Source organism: Acinetobacter sp. YH01005 (assembly GCF_013420465.1).
GTDB classification, from domain to species: Bacteria; Pseudomonadota; Gammaproteobacteria; order Pseudomonadales; family Moraxellaceae; genus Acinetobacter; species Acinetobacter amyesii.
The window spans coordinates 81,649-105,477 of the sequence record NZ_VOYA01000010.1 but is presented as its reverse complement, the minus strand read 5'-3'; the positions used below and the strand labels follow the sequence as shown (position 1 = coordinate 105,477).

The 23,829-nt window shown below is 40.3% G+C and carries 21 protein-coding genes; 8 read left to right on the top strand and 13 right to left on the bottom strand.

Annotated features, from left to right (window positions below; translation table 11 throughout):
* Positions 1-312: 312 nt before the first annotated feature.
* Positions 313-1,257 (bottom strand): GGDEF domain-containing protein, encoded by a 945-nt coding sequence (locus FTT72_RS09240; RefSeq protein ID WP_180004261.1) that lies wholly within the window; start codon positions 1,255-1,257, stop codon positions 313-315.
* A 169-nt stretch (positions 1,258-1,426) separates the two neighbouring features.
* On the opposite strand from FTT72_RS09240, the gene FTT72_RS09235 reads away from it, so the two are divergent.
* The 3 genes from FTT72_RS09235 (at position 1,427) to FTT72_RS09225 (ending at position 6,794) form a co-directional block, all read left to right on the top strand.
* Positions 1,427-1,804, top strand: coding sequence for a VOC family protein (locus FTT72_RS09235; RefSeq protein ID WP_180004259.1), 378 nt, complete (start codon positions 1,427-1,429; stop codon positions 1,802-1,804).
* A 133-nt stretch (positions 1,805-1,937) separates the two neighbouring features.
* Positions 1,938-3,191, top strand: coding sequence for an exonuclease SbcCD subunit D C-terminal domain-containing protein (locus FTT72_RS09230; RefSeq protein ID WP_168379059.1), 1,254 nt, complete (start codon positions 1,938-1,940; stop codon positions 3,189-3,191).
* Positions 3,192-3,200: 9 nt separating this feature from the next.
* Positions 3,201-6,794 (top strand): AAA family ATPase, encoded by a 3,594-nt coding sequence (locus tag FTT72_RS09225; protein WP_180026561.1) that lies wholly within the window; start codon positions 3,201-3,203, stop codon positions 6,792-6,794.
* Positions 6,795-6,842: 48 nt separating this feature from the next.
* Here FTT72_RS09225 and FTT72_RS09220 read toward each other — a convergent pair whose 3' ends face one another.
* Both FTT72_RS09220 and FTT72_RS09215 read right to left on the bottom strand, forming a co-directional pair.
* Positions 6,843-7,643 (bottom strand): thioesterase family protein, encoded by an 801-nt coding sequence (locus tag FTT72_RS09220; protein ID WP_078193098.1) that lies wholly within the window; start codon positions 7,641-7,643, stop codon positions 6,843-6,845.
* Positions 7,644-7,836: 193 nt separating this feature from the next.
* A complete protein-coding gene (locus FTT72_RS09215) occupies positions 7,837-8,523 on the bottom strand; it encodes a YggS family pyridoxal phosphate-dependent enzyme (RefSeq protein WP_180040456.1) in 687 nt (228 codons plus the stop codon).
* Between the two features lie 125 nt (positions 8,524-8,648).
* Between FTT72_RS09215 and FTT72_RS09210 the strand changes: the two genes are divergently transcribed.
* Positions 8,649-9,686, top strand: coding sequence for a type IV pilus twitching motility protein PilT (locus tag FTT72_RS09210; protein WP_078190026.1), 1,038 nt, complete (start codon positions 8,649-8,651; stop codon positions 9,684-9,686).
* A 27-nt stretch (positions 9,687-9,713) separates the two neighbouring features.
* Positions 9,714-10,835 carry a PilT/PilU family type 4a pilus ATPase gene (locus tag FTT72_RS09205; protein ID WP_180178253.1) on the top strand — a complete coding sequence of 374 codons (1,122 nt, stop codon included), beginning with the start codon at positions 9,714-9,716 and terminating at the stop codon, positions 10,833-10,835.
* A gap of 78 nt (positions 10,836-10,913) precedes the next feature.
* On the opposite strand, the gene fur is transcribed toward FTT72_RS09205, so the two are convergent.
* On the bottom strand, positions 10,914-11,351 hold the full coding sequence (fur, locus tag FTT72_RS09200) for a ferric iron uptake transcriptional regulator (protein ID WP_078193101.1): 438 nt from the start codon (positions 11,349-11,351) through the stop codon (positions 10,914-10,916).
* 112 nt (positions 11,352-11,463) lie between these two features.
* On the opposite strand from fur, the gene FTT72_RS09195 reads away from it, so the two are divergent.
* Positions 11,464-11,862: an outer membrane protein assembly factor BamE gene (locus tag FTT72_RS09195; protein ID WP_078193102.1), complete on the top strand. Its 399-nt coding sequence runs from the start codon at positions 11,464-11,466 to the stop codon at positions 11,860-11,862.
* A 43-nt stretch (positions 11,863-11,905) separates the two neighbouring features.
* Here FTT72_RS09195 and FTT72_RS09190 read toward each other — a convergent pair whose 3' ends face one another.
* The 9 genes from FTT72_RS09190 to FTT72_RS09150 form a co-directional block, all read right to left on the bottom strand.
* Positions 11,906-12,232 carry an RnfH family protein gene (locus tag FTT72_RS09190; protein ID WP_180004252.1) on the bottom strand — a complete coding sequence of 109 codons (327 nt, stop codon included), beginning with the start codon at positions 12,230-12,232 and terminating at the stop codon, positions 11,906-11,908.
* Positions 12,232-13,314: a hypothetical protein gene (locus tag FTT72_RS09185; RefSeq protein WP_180004250.1), complete on the bottom strand. Its 1,083-nt coding sequence runs from the start codon at positions 13,312-13,314 to the stop codon at positions 12,232-12,234. The genes FTT72_RS09190 and FTT72_RS09185 overlap by 1 nt, the downstream gene beginning before the upstream one ends.
* Before the next feature lie 142 nt (positions 13,315-13,456).
* Positions 13,457-13,912 (bottom strand): bacteriohemerythrin, encoded by a 456-nt coding sequence (locus tag FTT72_RS09180; RefSeq protein ID WP_078190032.1) that lies wholly within the window; start codon positions 13,910-13,912, stop codon positions 13,457-13,459.
* Between the two features lie 263 nt (positions 13,913-14,175).
* A complete protein-coding gene (locus tag FTT72_RS09175; RefSeq protein WP_180073195.1) occupies positions 14,176-15,024 on the bottom strand; it encodes a class II glutamine amidotransferase in 849 nt (282 codons plus the stop codon).
* 209 nt (positions 15,025-15,233) lie between these two features.
* Positions 15,234-16,142: an acetylglutamate kinase gene (gene argB / locus FTT72_RS09170; RefSeq protein ID WP_078190033.1), complete on the bottom strand. Its 909-nt coding sequence runs from the start codon at positions 16,140-16,142 to the stop codon at positions 15,234-15,236.
* 10 nt (positions 16,143-16,152) lie between these two features.
* Positions 16,153-17,577, bottom strand: coding sequence for a phosphomannomutase/phosphoglucomutase (locus FTT72_RS09165; RefSeq protein WP_180178252.1), 1,425 nt, complete (start codon positions 17,575-17,577; stop codon positions 16,153-16,155).
* Positions 17,578-18,140: 563 nt separating this feature from the next.
* On the bottom strand, positions 18,141-18,593 hold the full coding sequence (dut, locus tag FTT72_RS09160; protein WP_111885270.1) for a dUTP diphosphatase: 453 nt from the start codon (positions 18,591-18,593) through the stop codon (positions 18,141-18,143).
* A gap of 64 nt (positions 18,594-18,657) precedes the next feature.
* Positions 18,658-20,697, bottom strand: a complete 2,040-nt coding sequence (locus tag FTT72_RS09155; RefSeq protein ID WP_078193107.1) for a UvrD-helicase domain-containing protein — start codon at positions 20,695-20,697, stop codon at positions 18,658-18,660.
* Between the two features lie 137 nt (positions 20,698-20,834).
* The gene (locus FTT72_RS09150) at positions 20,835-21,467 is read right to left on the bottom strand and encodes an OmpA family protein (RefSeq protein WP_180004246.1); all 633 of its coding nucleotides are present in this window, start codon (positions 21,465-21,467) and stop codon (positions 20,835-20,837) included.
* 247 nt (positions 21,468-21,714) lie between these two features.
* Between FTT72_RS09150 and FTT72_RS09145 the strand changes: the two genes are divergently transcribed.
* Both FTT72_RS09145 and FTT72_RS09140 read left to right on the top strand, forming a co-directional pair.
* Positions 21,715-22,638: an acyltransferase gene (locus tag FTT72_RS09145; RefSeq protein WP_180041048.1), complete on the top strand. Its 924-nt coding sequence runs from the start codon at positions 21,715-21,717 to the stop codon at positions 22,636-22,638.
* Between the two features lie 16 nt (positions 22,639-22,654).
* Positions 22,655-23,719: a preprotein translocase subunit SecA gene (locus tag FTT72_RS09140; RefSeq protein ID WP_373423587.1), complete on the top strand. Its 1,065-nt coding sequence runs from the start codon at positions 22,655-22,657 to the stop codon at positions 23,717-23,719.
* The last annotated feature ends 110 nt before the right edge of the window (positions 23,720-23,829 follow it).

Sequence of the window (23,829 nt, the reverse complement as noted above, 5' to 3'; positions counted from 1 at the left end):
TTATATAGGGTACAAGGTCTGTAGCAACCGATGATTTGGACGGCATCCACAATGTTTCGGTGACCTTTTTAAAAGCAATAAGCTTCATTTTGAATTTAAGTATGAACAGCAGCCATCACTTAAATTTAAAATCGATTTTTTGACCGACGATTTCATCATCACTCGAATCGTCGGTCTTTTATTTTGTGCCTCATGCATTTAGCATCGAATTTTATTTTTATATTCTACACCCAAAAAAAATCAGCCGATAAAAATATCGACTGACTAAAAACTTGCTGCAACTTTAAAATAAGTCACAACAGCAAAGCCATGTTATGCAGCACAATAGCGATTACGCCCCTGTCTTTTCGCTACATAGAGGTTTTTATCGACCTGATCCAAAAATTGCATTCGATTATCTAGATCTGATGGAATAATGGTTTTTACCCCCATGCTGAGTGTGACGAGTTCAGACACCGCTGAAGCTTTATGCGGTAATCGTGCAGCACGCACGGCCTCCATAATTCTATCGGCCATCACTGCTGCTGCTGCCTCATTGGTTTCTGGTAAAATCCAAGCAAATTCCTCACCACCAAAACGCGCGACTAAATCACGAGGTCGTGTACAACAAGATTCCAAACTTTTCGCAATTTGACGCAGACAGGTATCCCCAATCACATGACCATTCAAGTCGTTGTATTGTTTAAAATAATCTAAATCGATCAGAATTAAACTCAGTGGCTTTTGTGTGCGTATCGCGTTCAACCATTCGCGTTGATAAAAGTCATCAAACAAACGTCGATTGGCAATACCGGTTAAGCCATCTTTATATGAATATTCTTCGAGCTGACGTTGCAATTTTTGTAACTGTTCTTCTTGTTTTTTACGTTCGGAAATATCAAACATAAATCCTACGAGGCAATCTACATCACCATTTGGTTTACGCACGACATGCACAACATCACGTATCCAAAGATATGAACCATCCTCTTTAAGTGCGCGATAATCTGCCTCATGATCTATACCAGCCATCGACTGCGAAACACAATAATTCAGCACAAAATCACGGTCTTCCTCATGCATACGTGATGCCCAGTCCTGAACGGTGCGCCAAGTATTTTGCTTCCAACCGAGCAACTTTTCAATTTGCGGTCCAATATAGCTGAATGTTTTACTGTCCCAATCAATACACCAAGGAATGGCTAATGTAGACTCTAATAAAGTCTTATACACCATACTATTTGCAAGTTTTTCTTCATCAAAAGGATTATTTGGCATGTTGCATCTCCTGCTACCCCAAATGCAGGTAATACACCTGCTGTACAACAATTGATCTATATACAGGATTAGAACAACATTTTATATTCCTAGTTCTTGGTATTTTTTAGCCTAATTTCAAATCTCTGCTATTTGAAATGTGCAATCCATCAAACAAAGAGTAATAACAATGAACCAGCTCTGCTATTTTGAAATTCAAAGCTCCGATCCAAAGCGTGAAGTGGCCTTTTATTCTGCGGTTTTCGGTTGGTCATTTATCCCAGTTGAAGGGCTACCGATTCAATACTTCCGTATTGAAACTCAAGGCATTCATGGTGGCCTCTTAGAGCGCCCTGCTCAGACTCCACCAACGCACTGCGGCACCAATGCATTTACCTGTAGTTTTGAAGTTGAAGATTTCGACCATATCGCTGAGAAAATTTTGGCGCAGGGTGGTCAAATTGCCATGGAAAAATTTGCGATTCCTGGTCAATGTTGGCAAGGCTATTTCTTAGACCCAGACCACAATACCTTTGGCCTCGTACAAGTCGATTCAAATGCACAGTAACAGCTTAGATTGATGACCTTGTAACTGTCGAGAACGACTTAGTTTGACGTATGAATGATTAATCACCCTCGAAAATGTGAACATCTGTGATACTTTAGACCCCAATCAATTTTTTTGATTTTTGGGGGCTTGCATGACTGTTCGTTTTTTTCATACTTCTGATTGGCATTTAGGACAATTCTTCTATAACCACTCACGTGACTACGAACACGAACAGTTTCTTCATTGGTTACTCGAACAAATAGAACAAAAGCAGCCGCATGCCCTGCTGATAGCTGGCGATATTTTTGATGTCATCAACCCAGCTTCCAAAGCGCAAAAACAGCTCTATCAATTTTTAGCCGATGCGCATGTGCGTGCCCCGCACATGCAAACCCTGATGATCGCAGGCAATCATGACTCAGGTTACCGTATTGAACAAGTTGAGCCATTATTAGAAAAATACCATGCCAAAGCTGTTGGCGTGGTCCATAAAAATACTGAAGGTCAGCTCGATTTAGACCGATTACTCGTGCCTATTTATGATGAACACAAAAATATTGTGGCATGGTGTCTAACCTTACCTTTTTTACGGGCTGCCGAGATCACCGGATTCAATGATCAAACCACCAATAGCCAAAACGCTATTACCTATGTGCATCAGCAATTAATTGCGGAAGCCAAAGCACGTAAAACTTCAGATCAAGCCTTAATTTTAATGTCACATGCCCACATGCAAGGCGGTGAAACGTCGGACTCAGAGCGCCCGATTATTATTGGCAATGAAGAAGCGCTTTCGACTGCCCTATTTGATGATGTAATTGACTATGTCGCACTTGGGCATTTGCATAAACCGCAAAAAGTCGCACAGACCCATATCCGTTATAGCGGCTCACCGATTCCCCTGTCATTTAGTGAAATTAATTATAAGCACCAAGTGCTTGAGATCAGTATTGATCCAACTCAAACAGATGAATCACGCTTTCAAATGGGGTCCTTAGCAATTCCGCGCAGTGTGCAATTGCATCGCATCAAAGGCACAATTCCAGAAGTTTTGGCACAATTATCTGCTTTGGCGAGCGGTGAAATTGAAGATATTGATCAGCGTGAATATGTCGAAATTGAATACCATACCGACACCCCGCCTGCACCTAATTTAAGACAGCAGTTTGAAGAGGCTTTAGCGCCGAACCGTTATCGGTTGGTGCGCATCAGCCGCCGTTATTTAAACTCAGATCAAAATAATCAGCAACAAGCCGCAATCAACCTTGATCCACCTACGCCTGAAAAATTATTCCAAAACCTTTGGGAAAAACAAGGCTATGGTGCTGATGACACCGTAATGAAAGATTTTTTAAGTTTGGTCGATGAAGCACAAAAATCACTTGAAGATGATGTGAATGCTTAAGGAATTGCCATGAAAATTTTATCTATACGTATTAAAAACTTGGCATCTTTAGCGGGTGAACATTTTATTGATTTTGAATCTGAGCCTTTAGCCAGTGCAGGCTTAGTAGCAATTATTGGCAAAACTGGTGCAGGTAAATCAACCATTTTAGATGCCATGTGTTTGGCGCTGTTTAATCGTGTGCCACGTTTAAAAGACAGCGATGGTAAACTGATCGATATCGATGGTTCAGAGTTGCCAACCAACTCACCGCAAACCGTATTACGCCGTGGCACAGGTCAAGGCTTTGCCGAGCTCAGCTTTGTTGCCCAAGACCAAAAAGTCTATTCAGCGCGTTGGGAAATTAAACGTGCCCGTGAAAACCCAAATGGCAAATTGCAAAGCGTACAGCGTTCACTGAAATGCTTAACGGATGGCAGTGTCGTTGCAGATAAAACTAAAGCGGTTGAGAGCCAAATTTTACGCATTACTCAACTCAGTTTTGAGCAATTTACTCGTGCTGTTTTACTGGCTCAGTCAGAAGTGACCGCTTTTTTAAAAGCGCGTGATAATGAACGTGGCGAGCTATTGGAATATCTGACCAATTCCAGTATTTTCGGAAAAATTGGTCAATTGGCCTTTGAAAAAACTAAACAAATTGCCAATCAGCGTAAAGAGCTGGAAAATGTTTTAGGACATATTGAAATATTGTCTGATGAAGATCTAATAACAACCACGAATCAATTCAATACGGTTTCTACAGAATATAAAAAGCTGGAAATAGAAAAATCAGCGTTCGAAAAAAATCAACAGTGGTATGAACAAAAGCAAAAATACGAAACTGATGTGCAAGCACGTCAGCAACAACTACAAAATCAGCAACAACAACTTGATGCACTTGCGCCTGAAAAGCTACAACTGCAACAACTTGAACGCTTTTCATCTATACGCCCAAGTGTAATTCAACAAAAAAATATCAAGCTTGAAATTGCACAATTACAGCCGCAATTGACACATGCACAACAGCATTTTTCAGAGATTGAACAACAATTCAATGCTGAAAAAACCATCTTTGAAAAAATAGATACAGAACAAAAACAACAGCATCAATTTGAGATTCAACATCAAGACAAAATTAAACTGGTGCGTGACCGGATTGCTGAACGTCTTGTATTGGTAGATCAATTACGCAAAGCGCAAGGTGATTTTAAAGAGATTGAAAACCAACTTGTTCCGCATATCAACAATGAAAAACAGATGAAGGAACAGCTTGAGCAACTGCAAACCAATATTGCTCAACACACGGCACAGCTAGAAAGTTCAAATCACTTTGCCTCACTCGATGATGCACTTTCAGCGCATATCACACAGACTCAACGATTTATTCAAAGTTATGCACAATTTGAAAAAAATTATGGCAATGTGCAACAAGCCAATACACAATTACAGACACAACAAAAACAACTTGAAAAATTAACGCAAACATTTGGGCAAGAAGATGCGCTCAATCAGAAAATTTCATCACTACGTTACGAACGTGACCAGCTTTTACAAAAATTAAATCAGCTCAATGTTGTTCAGCAACAATGGCAAAGCTTCCAAAATATTGATGCTGAAAACAACAATCTCATGACGGTGAAACGTACACTAGCTCAGCAAATTAAACAAAGTCATACGCAGCTAAAAACGGCCGAACTTACCTATCAAACGCAGAAAAATGAGCGTGAAAAACTGCAACACATGTTGCAACAACAGCGCTTACTGAATACGGAAAATATTGAAAAATTGCGTGCAGATTTGGTCGATGGCGAAGCGTGTTTAGTCTGTGGAAGTACCCATCATCCTTATTCAGAAAAAGAAGCTTTTTCTGATGAATTACTGAAACTACAAACGCAACAAGAACAACAAGCACTTGCATTGGAAAAAGTGGCTTTCGAAGCTTGGCAAAAATTACAAACCACCTCCACTCAGCAAACCGCGTTAATGGATGCCAATGCGCAACAGCTAGCGACCTTAAAAATACAACTTGATCAGGCAAAAAATGCGCTTCAACAACAATTAAATATTCTAAATATTTCTTTTGATTTTTCACATCAGCATGAAGCCTTGGCGCAACTGATTCAGACAAGAATCAATGAATCACAACAAGCGCAAAAACAAACTGAAGATGCCTTAATTTCACATGAAAATGCTCAAAAACAAAGTCATGCACTCATAACTTCAATTCAACAAACCACACAGCACTTATCCAGTGTGCAACAAGCTGAAATCAATATTCAGCATATTCTCATTGTGTTGAATGACGTAGAAAAAAAATTATGGGAACAGTCGACTTTAAGCGCGGCTGAACAGATTTATCACACACTACAACAACGTCAAAATTACTTAAAGCAACGCCACGAGTTAAATACTCAATATAATCAAACTTCACAACAGCTTGAGCACTATCAGCAACAAATTAAATTTAGTCAGGAAAAAATTCAAACGGCTCAAAATCTAATTGAAAATTTAACAATTGAGGGCAAAAAAAATAGTGATATTGCGATTCAAACTATTTTTGAGATGACCCAAACACAAGTTGAAAAACCACATGATTGGTTAAATGATTTTGACCAAAACAGACAACTGTTACAGACGAGATTCAATCAGGCTCGTCAAACATTCGATCAAGTACGTCAAGCCTTTGAAACCAGTCAAAGTCGCTTAAAAGAATACCTCACCCAGCAAACACAATTAGTCACTCAAATGAGGCATGTTGAAAATACGCTTCAACAATGGATGAGCCAAAATTCAGAATTTAGTGAAACGCTGTTAGCGCAACTTAGTGCAATTTCATATGAACAAGAACAGCAGCTTAAACAGCGTGTTTTAAATGCAGAACGTGCCTATTCAGATGCTCAAGCAGGTATTCAGGCTATTCAAGAAACGTTGAAACAGCATTTAAAAACACAGCCTGAAATACAAATTTTACAAATCGAGCGTGTCATTGCACTAAATCTTAAAGCCCTTGCAGAACAGCAAGAACTTAGAGATCAACTTAAAAGTAAGTTAGATGTTCATTTTTCTAACCTCAGCAAACAAAAACAATTTGCCGATCAGATTCAACAGATCCAATCTGAAGAACATCGTTGGAATAAAATTTCGAGCTTAATGGGCGATGCAACGGGCAAGAAGTTCCGTGATTTGGCGCAGCAATATAACCTTGATATTTTAATCGAGTATGCTAACCAGCAATTGGCGATACTTTCACAGCGCTATACCTTAAAGCGCCTTGAAAATTCCTTAAGTCTAGCCATTATCGATCATGACATGGATGGCGAAACTCGCTCTGTCTCTTCGCTTTCAGGTGGTGAGTCGTTCTTAACAGCACTCGCTTTATCCTTAGCCATTGCGAGCATGGCATCAGGTACAACAAAAATTGAAAGCCTATTTATTGACGAAGGATTTGGTACGCTAGACGCTTCAAGTCTGCACATGGTGATGAATGCTCTGGATCAGCTACAAAACCAAGGGCGTAAAGTCGTGCTAATTTCTCACATTCAAGAAATGCACGAACGAATCCCTGTGCAAATTCAAGTCAATCCTGTCGGAGCAGGTGCAAGCACCATCCAAATCGTATCTTAAAAAAAGCCTGCTTAAAGCAGGCTTTATAATTTTTGATTCTCTAGATCATTACGTCCCGAGTGGACGTAGCGTTAAAATCTGTTCACTACGCCCAAATGGGCCATGGACATCATGCAATACAGAACTACTCAAACCAACACCATCCGCTCCATACTGCTGCACGGTTTCCAGACCTAACCACTGTCCCTGTGGTAAACGGTGCAAATGGATTTGTAGATCCAGATTTGGAAAGCCCCAGCCAAATGGCCAATCCTGACGCGGAACAATACCATTGGCGGTATCAACCATGCCCATTAAACGGACAAAATCAGCAGTCGGCTCACCTTCAACCATGTCATGCTGTGTTCTCAGCCACACAATGCCTTGACCTGCACGGCGCCCATGGCTTCTTGCTTCAATCGACTGAATATATCCCCCCGGCCACTGACGGATACCGTCCCAAATCGGCGCAGTTTCTGGCCCAGTCACATCAGCATCCTCCAAACCTTTCACGGACTGGCTATTTTGCGTCATCATGCGCCAAGTGCGTGCCACAATGCAGGTTTTGCCCTGAGCCCGCATTTCAGATTCAATCAGTTCAATGGTTTTTCCCGGACGAATCACTTGCGTGATTATTTCAAACTCGCCAGCAGGAATTAAGCCCAAAATATCGAGGCTAATGCGCCCGATACGCATATCATGACGTGGTGAAAAACGGTCTAATTCAGCACAAATAATGCCTGTAGCTGGTGCCATGTGTTGCTCATGTGCATTCCATGCACCTTGTGCTAAATTGGTCGAATGGTAATGTGCCGTGACACAGCCTTGCGCATCTACGTCGCGTTGAATCAACTGATAATATGCCGTCATGAACTTCCCTATTTGTCCAAGTGTGAATTACTTCAATATCAAAAACATCCTGATTATTTTGTACTCAACTTTAATGGAAAGTTCAAATTAAAAGGCTCACTTTGAACCCATAGGTTTCATCTATTGTGAAAATTTATCTGCTGTGCTTACACTTTATAAGCCTAGTTTTTGAAAGCAGGCTGAATCTTCTGTCCTATTTTGAATAATCACGTGCGCCAAACAATGCTGTCCCCACGCGAACCATCGTTGAACCCGCAGCAATCGCATCAGTCATATCGCCTGACATCCCCATACTTAATGTATCCCAATCTTCAGGTTTCGCATGCTGTGCTTTGACGTGTTCAAAGAGCATTTTGGCATCAGCAAACGCTTGCGGATTGTTTGGAGCAGGAATCACCATCAGTCCACGTAAGCGTAAATTCGGTAGCGTAGAAATCTGTGCGACCAAACCTGCTACTTCATTCGGCTGACAGCCATCCTTCGTATCTTGCGCATCAATATTGACTTGTAGGCAAATATTCAAAGGTGCTTGCGTCGCTTCTCGCTGGCTTGATAAACGCTCCGCAATAATCAAACGGTCTACCCCATGCACCCAAGCAAAGTTTGAAGCCAAATGTTTGGTTTTATTGCGCTGTACATGACCAATGAAATGCCAATCAATCTCTAAATCTGCCAAAGCCTCAATTTTTTCAAGCGCTTCTTGCAGATAATTTTCACCAAATGAGCGTTGCCCCGTTGCATACATTTCTCTTAGCATTTCAGCAGGATGCGTCTTAGATACAGCCAACAATTCAACCGATTGCTGTGGTCGACCCGCAAGTTGGCAAGCCTGCTCAATTTGCTGCAAGACTTGATTTCGTGCTTCTTGAAGTTTATTCATTGACGGGGTTCTCATTTCATTCATCTTTTTTTGCATTGCCCTGCAACTAAGTGTTGGTTAAGCTGTGGGAAAGCCTTATTATTCTATCAAAATAATTAAGATTTAATTTTTATCTCGGGGATTTTATGGACATTACAGAACTATTGGCCTTTGCTGCCAAAAATAACGCTTCGGATTTACATTTATCTTCTGGTATGCCACCAATGATTCGTGTGGATGGTGAAGTTCGTCGTATCAACCTTCCTGCTCTTGAACATAAAGAAGTGCACAAATTGGTTTACGACATCATGAACGATAAACAGCGTCGTGATTACGAAGAAAAATTAGAAACTGACTTTTCATTTGAAGTACCTGGTGTGGCTCGTTTCCGTGTGAACGCATTTAACCAAAACCGTGGTGCTGGTGCCGTATTCCGTACCATTCCTTCAAAAGTACTAACCATTGAAGATCTTGGCATGGGCCAAATCTTTAAAGATATTTGTGAATATCCACGTGGCATCGTATTGGTGACCGGTCCAACAGGTTCGGGTAAATCAACCACGCTTGCTGCGATGGTTGATTACATCAACGACAACCGTTATGACCATATTTTAACGGTCGAAGACCCGATCGAATTTGTACACGAATCAAAAAAATGCTTGGTCAACCAACGTGAAGTACACCGTGATACGCACGGCTTTAACGAAGCACTTCGTTCCGCACTGCGTGAAGACCCGGATATTATCTTAGTCGGTGAGATGCGTGACCTTGAAACCATTCGTTTGGCGCTGACAGCTGCTGAAACCGGTCACTTGGTCTTCGGTACACTCCATACAACCTCTGCCGCAAAAACCATTGACCGTGTGATTGACGTATTCCCTGCTGAAGAAAAAGACATGGTTCGTGCCATGTTATCTGAATCACTTCAAGCCGTAATTTCACAAACCCTACTCAAGAAAAATGGTGGCGGTCGTGTGGCTGCGCATGAAATCATGATCGGTATTCCTGCGATCCGTAACTTGATTCGTGAAAACAAAGTCGCGCAAATGTATTCAGCGATTCAAACGGGTGCCAACTACGGTATGACCACACTCGATCAAAGCTTAAAAAACCTTGTCGCAAAAGGCATTATTAGTACGCAAACTGCACGGACTGCAGCGAAACAACCCGAATCTTTCTTGTAATTTTTTTATTTTTTTGGGGCGATCGTTATGGATTTTAACGGCTTACTTGATTATATGGTGGAGAAAAAAGCATCGGATTTGTTTATTACAGCCGATGTTGAACCCTCGATTAAGATCAATGGGCAAATTTTGCCAATTGGCTCGACTAAGTTACCGGGCCCGACTGTCGGTCAAATCTTACATTCGATTATGTCTGACAAACAGCGTAAGGAATTTGCCGATACGCGTGAATGTAACTTTGCCATTAGCAATACCAGTAAATCTGCTCGTTTTCGTGTCAGCGCCTTTCAACAACGTGACCAGCCAGGTATGGTGCTGCGTCGTATCGAAACCGTTATTCCAACGATGGATGAGTTGAAATTACCACCCATTTTAAAAGAATTAGCGATGACCAAGCGTGGAATTATCATTTTCGTAGGTGCAACGGGTACAGGTAAATCAACCTCTTTGGCATCTTTGATTGGCTATCGTAATGAAAATAGCAAAGGTCATATCATTACGATTGAAGACCCGATTGAATTTGTGCACCAACACCGAGGCTGTATCATTACCCAACGTGAAGTGGGTATTGATACTGACTCTTTCGAAATTGCCTTAAAGAATACGCTACGTCAGGCACCTGACGTGATTCTGATTGGTGAGATTCGTTCACGTGAAACCATGGACTATGCGATTGCCTTTGCTGAAACCGGTCACTTGGTTTTTGCTACTCTGCATGCCAACAACGCCAACCAGGCCATCGACCGTATCATTCACTTCTTTGAAGCGGATCGTCATAGTCAACTGTTCATGGACTTGTCTTTGAACTTAAAAGCAATGGTTGCGCAGCAGTTGATTCCAACCATTGATGGTAATTCACGTCGTGCTGCCATTGAGATTTTGATCAACTCACCTTTAATTTCAGACTTAATCCGTAAGGGTGAAGTGCATGAAATTAAAGACCTGATGAAGCGTTCTCGTGAACTAGGTATGCAAACCTTTGACCAAGCCTTATATGACCTTTATAAAGCCAAGCAAATTAGCTACAAAGATGCGCTCAAACATGCCGACTCACCGAACGACCTGCGTCTACAAATTAAATTGTCTGAAGAAGGCGGTGAGCATTTACTGCGTGCAAATTCAAATATTACCTTTGATGGTCAACATTAATTTTGCTTAAACGCTTTCGGAAATAAAAAACAGACTTCACATGAAGTCTGTTTTTTATTCATTCTCATCCGCATCGGATTATTTTTTACGATATGCTTCTTGGCATTCAGGCGCATCACAATAGCCATAAAGATTTAATGAGTGACCTGTAAGTTGGAAACCAAATTTTTCTGCCACTTGATGTTGCTCATGCTCAATCACATCATTAGTAAATTCCACCACTTTATTGCAGTTTTGACACACAATATGGTCATGGTGATCTTCTTGCATAATCTCAAAAACAGAATGATTGTTTTCAAAATGATGGCGTTGAATAATACCTGCAGCTTCAAACTGTGTTAACACGCGATACACAGTTGCTAAACCCACATCTTCACCCTGTTCAAGTAAAGTCTTATAAATATCTTCTGCGCTTAAGTGATGTTGTCTTGAATTTTCAAGCAATTCCAATATTTTAATTCGTGGAAGTGTAACTTTAAGTCCAGCTTTACGTAAATCTTGATTTGAAATAGGCATGAAAAAAGGTCTCTCAACAAAATTAAAGTTGGAATATGCAACAAAGTGTAGATGCAGTATGATCTATCCTTGGATCAAATGCATCATAATTAATTTGGGATAGTTTAGCAAAATGCAAAAAATCATGCTGACGTTATTCGTCACTTCATTGCTCGTAGGCTGTTCAACCTTGGGCGTTTATAAAGTTGATATTCCACAAGGTACACCTTTAACTCAAGCACAAGCGGCTAAAATTCAAGTGGGAATGAGCCACCAACAAGTTCGCTTTTTGCTAGGTAGTCCAACTGTTGCCGATCCAATGAATCCGTTACGTTGGGACTACATTTATAAGTATACCCCAGGAACATATGCTAAAAAAGCCAAGATTCCTGCTGCACATGGTCAACACTTAAAAATCTTCTTTGACCAAAACGGTATCGTTCAAAAAATTGAAGGCTTAGAAACCATTCCAGAGTCTCAACCGGGCTTACCAGGTTCTAAAGAAGCGATTTTAACTGCGCCACCACTATAGTCGCTTTAAGATAAAAATAAACCCCTAAATTTAGGGGTTTTTTTTATAAGTACAATTGCTTGAAACGATTGCCTCGACAATAACGGCCGACGGGATTTTTCTTGGCGCGATTACGACGAATATCTTTCGGATTAATGGTTAATGCACGATAGATTTCGACACGATCACCTGCTTCAAGTAACTGAGATGAATCGCTTACACGCGCCCCGAAGATTCCTAGTGTTAATACTTCTGGTAAATCTACTTGTTTTCGAATGCCACTTTGCACAATAGCATCTTCAACCGTCATACCGGGATTAAAGATTAGAGGAATTAATATCTGCTGTTCCACGCTCGCATAAGCCACCCACACTTGTAACTGAGCTGTCATTAGAATAACTGCCCAATCACAGCCACCAATGCCAATATTATTGACAAGGGCACTACGATACGTACAGCAATACGCCAAATATTATAAAAGGTTTCATGACTGAAGTTCATTGACTTACGTAGATGACTAATCTTCATAATCCAACCTGCGAAAATCGCATAAATCAGACAAATAATTAAGCCCCAAATCAACAAGGCAATATTAAATACTGGAACAACAGTGCTCAGTGCCCATACAAAAACCGCAACCAATAAAATCGCCCATTGCACCACTATGGCCAATTGGCGTTGTTGTAATTGTTCACGTGCCATTTGAATCAGCAATGCTGAAGCTGCGACTAAACCCACAACCAGTGCTAAAGCAGATACTTGTGCTTTTGCTGCGAAAAAGGCAAAAGCAACCACTGCCAAAAGTTGAGCGATCCAAATCGGAAATACCGTTTTGCTTGCAATCTCTTGTTGCTTCACGGCTGGTAAACTTGACTGCCAATACAAGCCCATCCCCAAACCACTTGCTACGAGCGCCAAGACAGTTGCATTGCCCCACTCACTAAATTCGAGCGCAGTCATTTTCCACTCTGGTAAGGCAGTTCCCATAACATTCGCTAAAACTACTGCAGCAATCACACCAATAGCGGTCAAAATCACTAAAAATTGGCGTGGTACAAACGACAATGCAAATGCAATGACCGCAAGGACAGCCAAAATAATGCTATAGGCAAAGCCATTAGCTGTAAAAATTGCCACATATTGCGACGCGGCTGAAAGCATGGCACCTGCTAAAAATGGAATAAATACTACGGCAAGCCAACCGACTATACGCCATTTGGGTGAAGCATCCGCATCACGTGTTAGCGAAGACAGTGCTTGAACTGCTGTAATTTTTGAACGTTTTGCTAAAGCAATTTCCAAATAACATAGCGGTAAAGCTAAAATAAGCATTGTACCTAGCCACAACAGCCAGAAATCTAGCTGACGTTCAATTTGAATACCTGTTACCGGTGCTAAAGTTGCAATAATGATAAAAGATAAACAGAACGCCATCAGTGGCGATAACCATTTCGACATCGCATTGTCCTGCATGACAAATTCCTTTGAAAATTCTAGCGCTATTTTGCCTTGCTGTGCCTTGAAAATCAAAAACAAAAAGCAAATCACCTTAAAGGTGATTTGCTGCGCAAATGATATTATTAGAATTTAATTGTTTTTATTTCATTTTTTGAGGTTATGAAAAGAAACGTGCAAACCAATTTTTGCCTTTTTTCTTTTCTTTTTCTTTGATGATACCCATCATATTTTCTTTAACCGCACCGACATAATCAGCATCATCGTGCTGAATATGGTTAATCAGCCATTTTGAAAGCACTTCATGTAATTCATTTTCAATCGCATGCCCCATTTCAAAACGGTCACGGTAAGATTCAATTTTTTTAATAAATAAATCATGTACGCGTTTATGTGGCACACGATATTTATAACCCGCTTCTTCTTGTAAAGATTCTTCGAAGGTAAAATGTGATTGCGTGTAATCAATAATGTTTTCCAGAATTTGTTTTACACGATCACGATCTGTATTTGCGTCAATGCCATCAATTTCATTGATGTAGTCAAGAATCCGTTTGTGTTGATCGTCAATCACATCGATACCAGTATTGTATTCTGGAACCCATTTCATTTTCATTACGACCACCTATAAATATGAAGGACTTATCACGTAAATTTCATCATATAATTAAAGAACTTAAATAAAAATGAAGTAAAAAGGTTGGTTTTAATTGAAATACTGCCATTTATATTGTAATCAATTGTTTTTATTATGTTAATTTATTTAATCCCGAGCATAAAGCTAAGATATTTTTTAATCAATTCAATATCTTAGAAAATACCCTTAATTCAATAAAGTGTAAGATATTCATTTTTATAATGAATATCTTTCATTCAAAATTAATACTGATCTGCACGTGTGACACGTTTTAAAGATGGGTCTAGCCGCTCACGTTCTAAACGTTCAACAACCGTCTTTGCAGCACGTATTGGACGACCATGTTGAAATAAAATCATTTCACCCGGCTCAAATGCTGTCCAAACTTCATTTTGTGTTAAGGGTTCAGTGGTAATCACGGCAACACGGTCTTCAGGCGTAGTGACTTCACTAAAATCGACTTCAACATCAATATCAATCAACTGTGCAGGCTGAAATGGAAACTCTCGAACCAGCCAATGCAGCTTGGTAATCGCATAACTAAATAGCGCCTGCCCATTCGACAAACAAAAATTAAAGGTGCCATGTTCTGCAATTTTAGGAGAAATTTCTAATAACAGATCAAACACCTGATCGAGTGTAGGTTCGGTATAACCAAAACGTTTCACCATTTGCTCGAGCATATAGCAAAAGGCCAATTCACTGTCGGTATTGCCGACGGGGCTGAAGCGCCCTGTGAGCTCAGGCTGAAAGCCATGCAGGTCGCCATTATGCGCAAAAATCCACTGTCTGCCCCACAATTCACGACTAAATGGATGTGAGTTTTCAAGATTAATTTTGCCTTGCGTCGCTTTACGAATGTGTGCAATCACATTGCGAGATTTAATCGGGTAGTTTCGGATCAGCTCAGCAATCGGAGACTCTACAGCAGATTGATTGTCGACAAATAAACGACATGCTTTATCTTCAAAAAAAGCGATACCAAAGCCATCACAATGATCTGAGGTAATTCCTGCTCGCTGCGAAAATCCCCGAAACGAAAAAGTAATATCGGTGGGAGTCGCACAATTCATTCCGAGCAGCTGGCACATATTGATCATTTCAGCAGTAAATCTATGATTTCTCTATTGTGCATGACAGTTTTAGTTGTTGTAAATCTAAAATCGGCGCCATTATAAGAGTTTTTATAATCCAACAAGGCAAATACATTATTTGATCTTTACAAATCTCACTTAGCCAACTGATAAATAATAAAAAAGCCTCAAAAGAGGCTTTTTTATATCAAAAAATGCTAAGTATCTTAAGCTTTTTTCACATTGGTTCGATTGGTGATTAATGTACCCACACCATGATCCGTAAAAATTTCAAGTAATGTTGCATGAGGTACACGACCATCAACAATATGCGCGCTGATTACGCCACCTTTGACTGCATCTAATGCACAGCCAACTTTCGGAATCATGCCGCCGTAAATCACGCCAGTTTCAATCAAACGATCGACTTCTTGGGTGGTTAATCCAGTCAGCAGATTTTTATTTTCGTCTAAAACGCCCGTGATATTGGTCAATAGAATTAGCTTTTCCGCACCCAATGCTTCCGCCACTTTACCTGCAACCAAGTCAGCATTGATGTTATAGGTGTTGCCGTCTTCGTCTACACCTAATGGTGCAATCACAGGAATAAAATCGCTTTGGGTAAACATTTCAAGTACGTCAGTTTTCACACCAACCACTTCGCCAACGAGACCTAAATCAATCTGTTTTACTGAACCATCTTCGGCTGTTTTTTCCATCAATAATTTTTGCGCACGGATCAAATTACCATCTTTACCCGTTAAACCAATGGCACGGCCACCGTGTTTATTGATTAAGTTCACAATCGATTTGTTCACGCTGCCGCCCAAGACCATCTCGACAACTTCCATCGTTGCAGGATCAGTCACGCGCATACCGTCAATACGATCAGACTCACGGCCTAATTGTTTAAGGAATGAATCCACTTGTGGACCACCGCCATGTACCACAATCGGGTTTAGACCAACCGTTTTCAGCAATACGATATCACGTGCAAATGAGCTCTCAAGCTCAGGATCGGTCATGGCATTACCACCATACTTCACTACCAGCGTCTTACCCGCAAAACGTTGAATATACGGCAAAGCTTCCGTCAGGATTTGTGCTTTGTCGATGCCAGTATGTTGATGTGGCATTTGCCTCTCCTTATTGAGCATCTGGAATGTCATGAGCAATGTCTGGATAGTGCTCAACTAACATGGAAACAAACAGATCTCGTATTTCTTTTAAGCGTTCTGATGAGTTGGCATCAAAGCGTAAAGTGAAATACTCACCTGTATTCGATGCTCGAATGATGCCAAATCCATCATCAAAATCAAGGCGTATTCCATCAATTTTACTGATTTGTGCCGGAATTCGCGCAAAATTAGCTTCAACCTGCTTTAAAACTTCCGCTGGATCATGCTGATGCGTACTGACATATAAATCTTCGGTACTAAAGCGCTCCGGATATTTCGCCAAAGCTTCTGACAATGTCAGCCCCTGAGTTTGAATATATTCTAAGACCCTTAAGGCAGCATATAGACCGTCGTCGTAGCCACCACCACGACCGTCATTAAAAACATAATGCCCTGCGTATTCACCACCAAAAACCGCTTTGCCTTTAGATTGGGAAATATATTTTCGCAAGAAACTACTGCCCGTTCGAATCATGACAGGCTGCGCATCTAAATCACACACAGTATCGCGAATCATTGTTGAACATTTCACATCAAATACCATTTCTGCATGTGGTTTTTGAGTCAAACAAATTTCAGCAAATAAACACAATAATCGATCTGCAGAAACCACTTTGCCAGTTTCATCAATCAGCACTAAACGATCACCATCACCATCTAAAGCAATGCCAATATCGGCTTGTTGTTGCTTTATAGCTTGGCGGAGATGGGTTAAATGTTTGAGCTGTGATGGATCTGGAGCATGATCAGGGAAATGTCCATCAGCTTGGCAACGTAATGCCAAAACTTCACAGCCTAATTTATTTAATAATAAGGCTGCACAATGCCCAGCTGAACCATGCATGCCATCGATCACAACTTTAAGTGGTTGCTGTAAATGAATGTCATCTAAAATAAATTTCTGATAGGCCAAACAATATTCAGGCTTGATTTCGTGTGGCTCAAGTTCAGTCATCAAATGTACACGTTCCGATGAAAAACAATTTCGTGCTTCGACTGCGACGTGTTGAATCATCTCCGGGCAAGGTGGCTCACCTTTGATAATCCACTTGATACCATTATCTGATTTTGGATTATGGCTCGCCGTCACCATAATGCCATTGCCTTGAAATTGTCCCGCAATAAAATACAACATCGGGCTTGAGCAGCAGCCAATAATTTCCGCTTCAAGGCCAGCATCATGGCAGACTTTTTGAATTATTGTTGCATAGGTTGGACTGGTTAAACGCGCATCATAGCCAATAGCAAGGCTCTTTTGACCTGCATCTAAATATTGTTTTACTAAGCCGTAAGCAATCGACTGAACTAAATCAGCATTTAATAGCGATATTTTCCCGCGAATATCATATGCACGAAAAATATGTTGCGGAAAGTGATTAAACAGTGAACCCATACTATGTTCTTCTAATTACATCTTTATTAATTAAAAAATCTAAAATTCTCATGAGAATTTAAGCTTTTAATTAAAGGATAAAATCCTGTAAAAAAGTGTAACTTTTTTATAACAATTTTAGTTAATAATCAATTAATAATATTTAAATACTGATCTAAAAATTACAATAACATTTATCCGCTAAATTATTTTTAAAATTAAATCAATATTTTATATTAAAAAAATTATCAAATCATCCCTTAGTTTTAAATATTTTACTTTTCAAACATTTTTAATTCATTTTTCTAATGTGTATAAATATAGTAAATCGATCAAATTTAAACCAATATACAAAATTCTAATTATTCTTTACCCTCACCTCTAAAATATAAACCAAGTAAATTCATCAGAATTAAAAATCCCGATAAGATCCAAAATATTCTAAATATCGATTTGAATTTGAATAAATTAAAAATTTAAATTAAATGATATAAATAAAAACCATCACGAGGATGGTTTTTTTATTCGCTACTTGATTGTAGGCATTTACTTGTCAACACACTGGATCAAAAGTCTTGCGCTGATTAGTTTTTACCTGTATGACCAAAACCGCCTGCTCCTCGTTCAGTGGCTTCAAACTCATCCACAATATCAAACTGAGCTTGTACAACTGGCACTAAAACATATTGTGCTAAACGCTCACCCGGCTCTAGGCTAAATGCCGTTTGGCTACGGTTCCAAACAGATACCATCAATTCACCTTGGTAGTCAGAATCAATTAAACCGACCAAGTTACCCAACACGATTCCGTGTTTATGACCTAAGCCTGAACGCGGCAAAATTAAACCTGCAAAGTTAGTATCTTCGATATAAATCGATAGGCCTGTTTTTACCAGAACAGTTTGACCCGGTTCAATCACGGTGGTTTCTTCTACACATGCACGTAGATCAAGACCTGCTGAACCTGCTGTTGCATAAGTTGGCATTGGCCATTCCGTACCTAAACGTGTGTCGAGAACTTTAACTTGAACTTTCATGGTCCATTCCTGTTTCAATAAAACGAATTTCAAAAAATAAATAAAATATTCTACGCTTTAAGCTTTAACGCTTAATCAGCGCACGTAAATTTTCTAAATAATGCTGTGCTTGCTGTTTAGGATCGATATCCCCTGCCAGCTTTTTCTTGCGCCCTAACCACTCCAATTCATCTTGTGGCAGTTCGTCCAAGAAACGGCTTGGTGTCATTTGTCGCATTTGACCACCGGCTTTACGCTGCTCTGCAAGAGTCATGGTTAAACCTTGACGTGCACGAGTAATCCCCACATACATCAGTCGACGTTCTTCCTCAACCGTGTCGGCAGCAATGGAGTTTTTATGCGGTAGAATTTCTTCTTCCAGACCAATCAAATAAACGAATGGAAATTCCAGACCTTTCGACGCATGAAGTGTTAACAAATTGACTTTATCGGTGTCTTCTTCTTCTTGTTGCTGTTCTAACATATCGAGCAGCACCATTTTACGAATCACACTTTCAATGTTCTTTTCATCTACATCTTCAGCGCGGTTTATCAAACTTTGAATACTGCTATATAGCACTTCAATATTATCCAGTTTGGTTTTTTCCTGCGCAGGTGTAGCTGCAGATTCTTTAACATAGTCGATATAACCTGCTTCAATCATCATGCGACGAATGATCGGAACAGGTTCATCATCTTCTAATAATTCACGAGTAAAGGTCGAAATAAAGTCCGCAAATTCGGCCAATTGGGTTGTGGCTTTTTTCGGAATCGCCATGCTTAAGCGCTGGTCACCTGCTGCACTGAGTAAGGATAAATTACTTTCCTGCGCAAATAAGCCAAGCTTTTCCAAAGTCACAGGACCAATCGCACGTTTTGGCGTATTGATAATTCGTAAAAATGCACTGTCATCTTCAGGGTTGATGATCAAACGTAAGTAGCTCATCAAGTCCTTAATTTCAGCACGAGCGAAGAAAGACTGACCACCCGATAATTTATACGGGATCTGCATTTGGCGTAGCTGTGTCTCTAGAGCACGCGCTTGGAAATTACCACGGTATAAAATGGCGTAGTCTTTCCAATTTTTACCGTTCATCAGCTTGTGCGTAATCAAGTCTTTTACGACGCGTTCTGATTCATCATCGTCATTACGACAAGTAATCACGCGGATCACTTCACCATGGCCTTTATCTGACCAAAGCTTTTTATCGAAAATATGTGGGTTATTGCCAATAACTGTATTGGCAGCTTTTAAAATACGACTGGTCGAGCGATAGTTTTGCTCAAGCTTAATCACTTTCAGATTACGGAAATCTTCCTTCAATAAAGCCATATTCTCAGGCTTAGCACCACGCCATGCATAAATCGATTGGTCATCATCACCTACCGCGGTGAACTGTCCCATAACACCCACGAGTAATTTCACCAAAATATATTGCGCGGTGTTGGTATCTTGATATTCGTCGACCAATAAATAGCGGATTCGATTCTGCCAACGATCACGCACTTCTGCATTTTCTTGTAATAAGCGCGTCGGCATGACAATCAAATCATCAAAATCCACAGCATTGTAGGCACGTAAATTACGCTCATACAGTTGATACAGATGTGCAAACTGAACGTCTTCTGCTGTTTCACAGGTGGTATGCGCTTGCTCAGGTGGAATCAGATCGTTTTTCCAATCTGAAATCATTTTCATGGCTTTGGCAATCAGCTCTTTACTTTCTGCACCGGATAAATTGTCGCGATGCATTAAGTCCATCAAAATGCGTTTGCAGTCATCTGCATCTAAAATTGAAAAGTTATTTTTCAGTGGTGTATTTTTTAATTCCAAACGGAGCATGTTTAGCCCGAAGTTATGGAATGTAGAAACCGACAGCCCTTTTGCCTCTTCACGGCTCATCAGCTTCGTCACACGCTCTTTCATTTCACGCGCAGCTTTATTGGTAAAGGTCATCGCGGTGATACGGTGCGCAGGAATACCACAATGCTTCACCAAATAGGCAATTTTACGGGTAATCACCGATGTTTTGCCTGAACCTGCCCCTGCAAGTACTAACAAGGGTCCTTGAGTGTATTTCATTGCTTCAAGTTGCTTGTCGTTCAACTGACTTGCCAGTGACATAGTCTTTCCTCTTATTAATTCGAGGATGATTATAGTCATCTGAAACGATCTTGCCTAATGCAAAATGTATTTTATCGGTCATTAAAAATGCCATAAAAAAAGCCACCCGAGGGTGGCCTTTCGTTTCGAACTAAAACTTATTTAGTTTCGTAAACTGAGATTTCTACGCGACGGTTTTGTTCACGACCTGCAGCAGTTGAGTTATCCGCTACTGGAGAAGTTGAACCGTAACCACGTGCAGTAATACGAGTTGAAGAAATACCTTGAGACGCTAGGTAGTTTTTCACTGAGTTTGCACGGTTTTGAGAAAGTGGGTTGTTGATCGCATCAGAACCTGTGTTATCTGTGTGACCGTGTACAACGATTGCAAGTTTGTTTGCAGTACCGTCTTCACGCAATACTTTAGCAACGTCATTCAACGCAGATTGGAACTGAGATTGAATAGTTGAAGAGTTAGTTGCGAAAGTTACTGATGGCATAACAAGGTTGATCGAACCATCTGGATTACGACCTACGTCAACACCAGTACCAGCCAATTCTTGTTTAAGACGTTGTTCTTTCTTATCAAGAAGAAGACCTGCACCACCACCAACTACAGCACCAATTGCAGCTGCTTGACCCATTTTGTCTTTATCAGCATTAGAATAAGCAATACCAGCGCCTAAAAGAGCACCTAGACCAGTACCGATTGCTGCTTTGTCATATTCCATGTTTTGACAACCAGTAAGTGCCATTGCCCCAACTACTGCCGAAATTACTAGTGCACGCATTGCATGCCTCCTTCTTTGTGTTTTGTTGTATGGTTGAAATGATGAAGTAAAACAAATGGCTGAACCATTGATTTTTTGTTAATAATAAAACGTTTAGTTACAATTTGTAATATGAATACGAGATTTATTTGTTAATTCCATCACAATTTCTTCACAGTTCTGCAGATGCCCTTTTTTATTTAATCAACTCGAACTATATTTATTAGAATCAATCATTATTTGGACAATTTCCGCTAGGACTTTTTATATGTCATCTCAAACAAATAAGCAACCGACACTAAAAAAAATTAGCAAAGGACTTACCGTCGGTTCAGTTATGACAGGCAGTACTTTTTTCCATGGTCCTCCTGTACTAGCCCTTGGTCTAACCAAACTCTTTAAAAAATCAAAAAAGGTTGATGAAACCAACATAAAAATTACCAACAGTTGGCTCACGGTCAATAACTGGTTAATTGATCACGTTTTACCCAACACAAAATGGGATATCACCATCGATGAAGACCTCGATTTAAATTTGCAGGGTCGTTATCTCATGACCTGTAACCATCAGAGTTGGGTCGATACAACAGTTAACCAATATTTTGGTTTAACCCGTATGCCACTGACACGTTTCTTTACCAAATGGGAGCTCATTTTCATTCCATTTGTGGGACAAGCTTTTAAAATTTTAGGCTTTCCAATGATGAAACGTCATAGCAAAGAACAAATCGCGAAAAATCCTGAACTTAAATATCGAGATATGGAAGAAGCGCGTAAATCTTGTGAACAGTTATTGAGCCAGCCTTTTACCCTGCTGAACTATTTGGAAGGCACTCGCTTTACACCTGAAAAACATGCGCAGCAGCAGTCGCCGTATCAAAACCTTCTAAAGCCGAAAGCAGGTGGTTTAGCACTGGCACTCAATATTTTAGGGGATCAAGTTGATGCCCTCGTGGATATGACCATCGTCTATCCAAATGGTGCGCCGGGTTATGGCGAATTTTGGCTCGGTGAAGTTCCACGCATAGCCGTGGATTTACGTAAAATTGAAATTCCAACGTGGGTGCATGGCGGCAACTATGAAGATGACGTAGAGTTCCGTGAAAAATTTCAGCATTGGGTGGATGAGCTGTGGACAGAGAAAGACCAACTCATTACTCGTATGAAAGCTAAATACTCAGTTACTGAATAATTAAGAAGAAGTTTTTATGTCGCAGAACAGCATGCCGCAAAACAAGAAATCTAAATATCATCATGTCAATCCAAACAGTTGGTCATTCAAACTGTTTTTGATTTATGACATTTTCATGGTGTTTATTATTGTTTTTAACTTGTTCTGCCTATGCATGAACTTTTTCCTCATGAGCAATCTTGGCAGTTGGTTCTTTAACAGTATCCACCTGCCCGATGTGCTGAGTTTTTACCGTGAACATTTGCATCCGTGGGTGATTACCACCGAAGCGTGGTTCATTATCTTTTTGATTGTAGAACTGTTGGTGCGTTGGGCGATTGCCATCATCAACAAGCACCATCAGCGCTGGTTCTTCTTCCCGTTTATACATTGGTACGAAATTTTAGCTATTGTGCCGCATTTACGTTTCCTGCGTTTATTTCGCGCGGGCGTGATTGCCTATCGACTGTATGAAATGGGTTATCAGATCGTGCCATCGGCATGGCAAAAGAAAGCTTTGTTTTATTATCGTGTGGTGATGGAAGAACTGTCTGATCGAGTAGTACTTACCGTGTTAGATGGTGTTAAGCATGAGCTCAATACCAGTACAACCCATAAAGACCTAATTAGTAATCTTGTGCAGCATCACCGTGAGATGTTCACCCAAGTTTTAGCTGAGATTTTGCAAGAAAATTTAAGCAAAGAGCTACGTACTGAACGTGAATTGATCGCCAAAAATGTCGGACAAATCGTCAGTCAGGCCATTGAAGATACCCCCGAGCTCACGCAGCTATTGCGCTTAGTGCCAATCGTTGGCAGCCGCATTGAACAGCAGATTCAAAGTATCGGGCAACGTTTGGGTGAAAATATTACCCAAGGTTTAATTTCCCCATTGGCTTATCCCAATACATCTACGGCTCAAAAACCCAATCTATATTTAGACATTTCACAGCGTGTTAGCCGTATTGAAATCGAAAATAATGCCCAGCTGGATGAGTTGGTTCGCTCTGCGGTTTTTGAAAGTCTAGAAGCCATTCGTAAGCAAGTGAAAGTAAAACAGTGGCAGCAGATTATGCAGGAACAGGACCAAGCTACAGAATAAACACTTAGTCAAAAATAATTGCGAACTCCGCTAGAGTATTCATGCAAATTGTTCTAGGATTTGCTCTATTTACAACATAACTACTTCGGCACAAAAGTAATAGTTAGAAG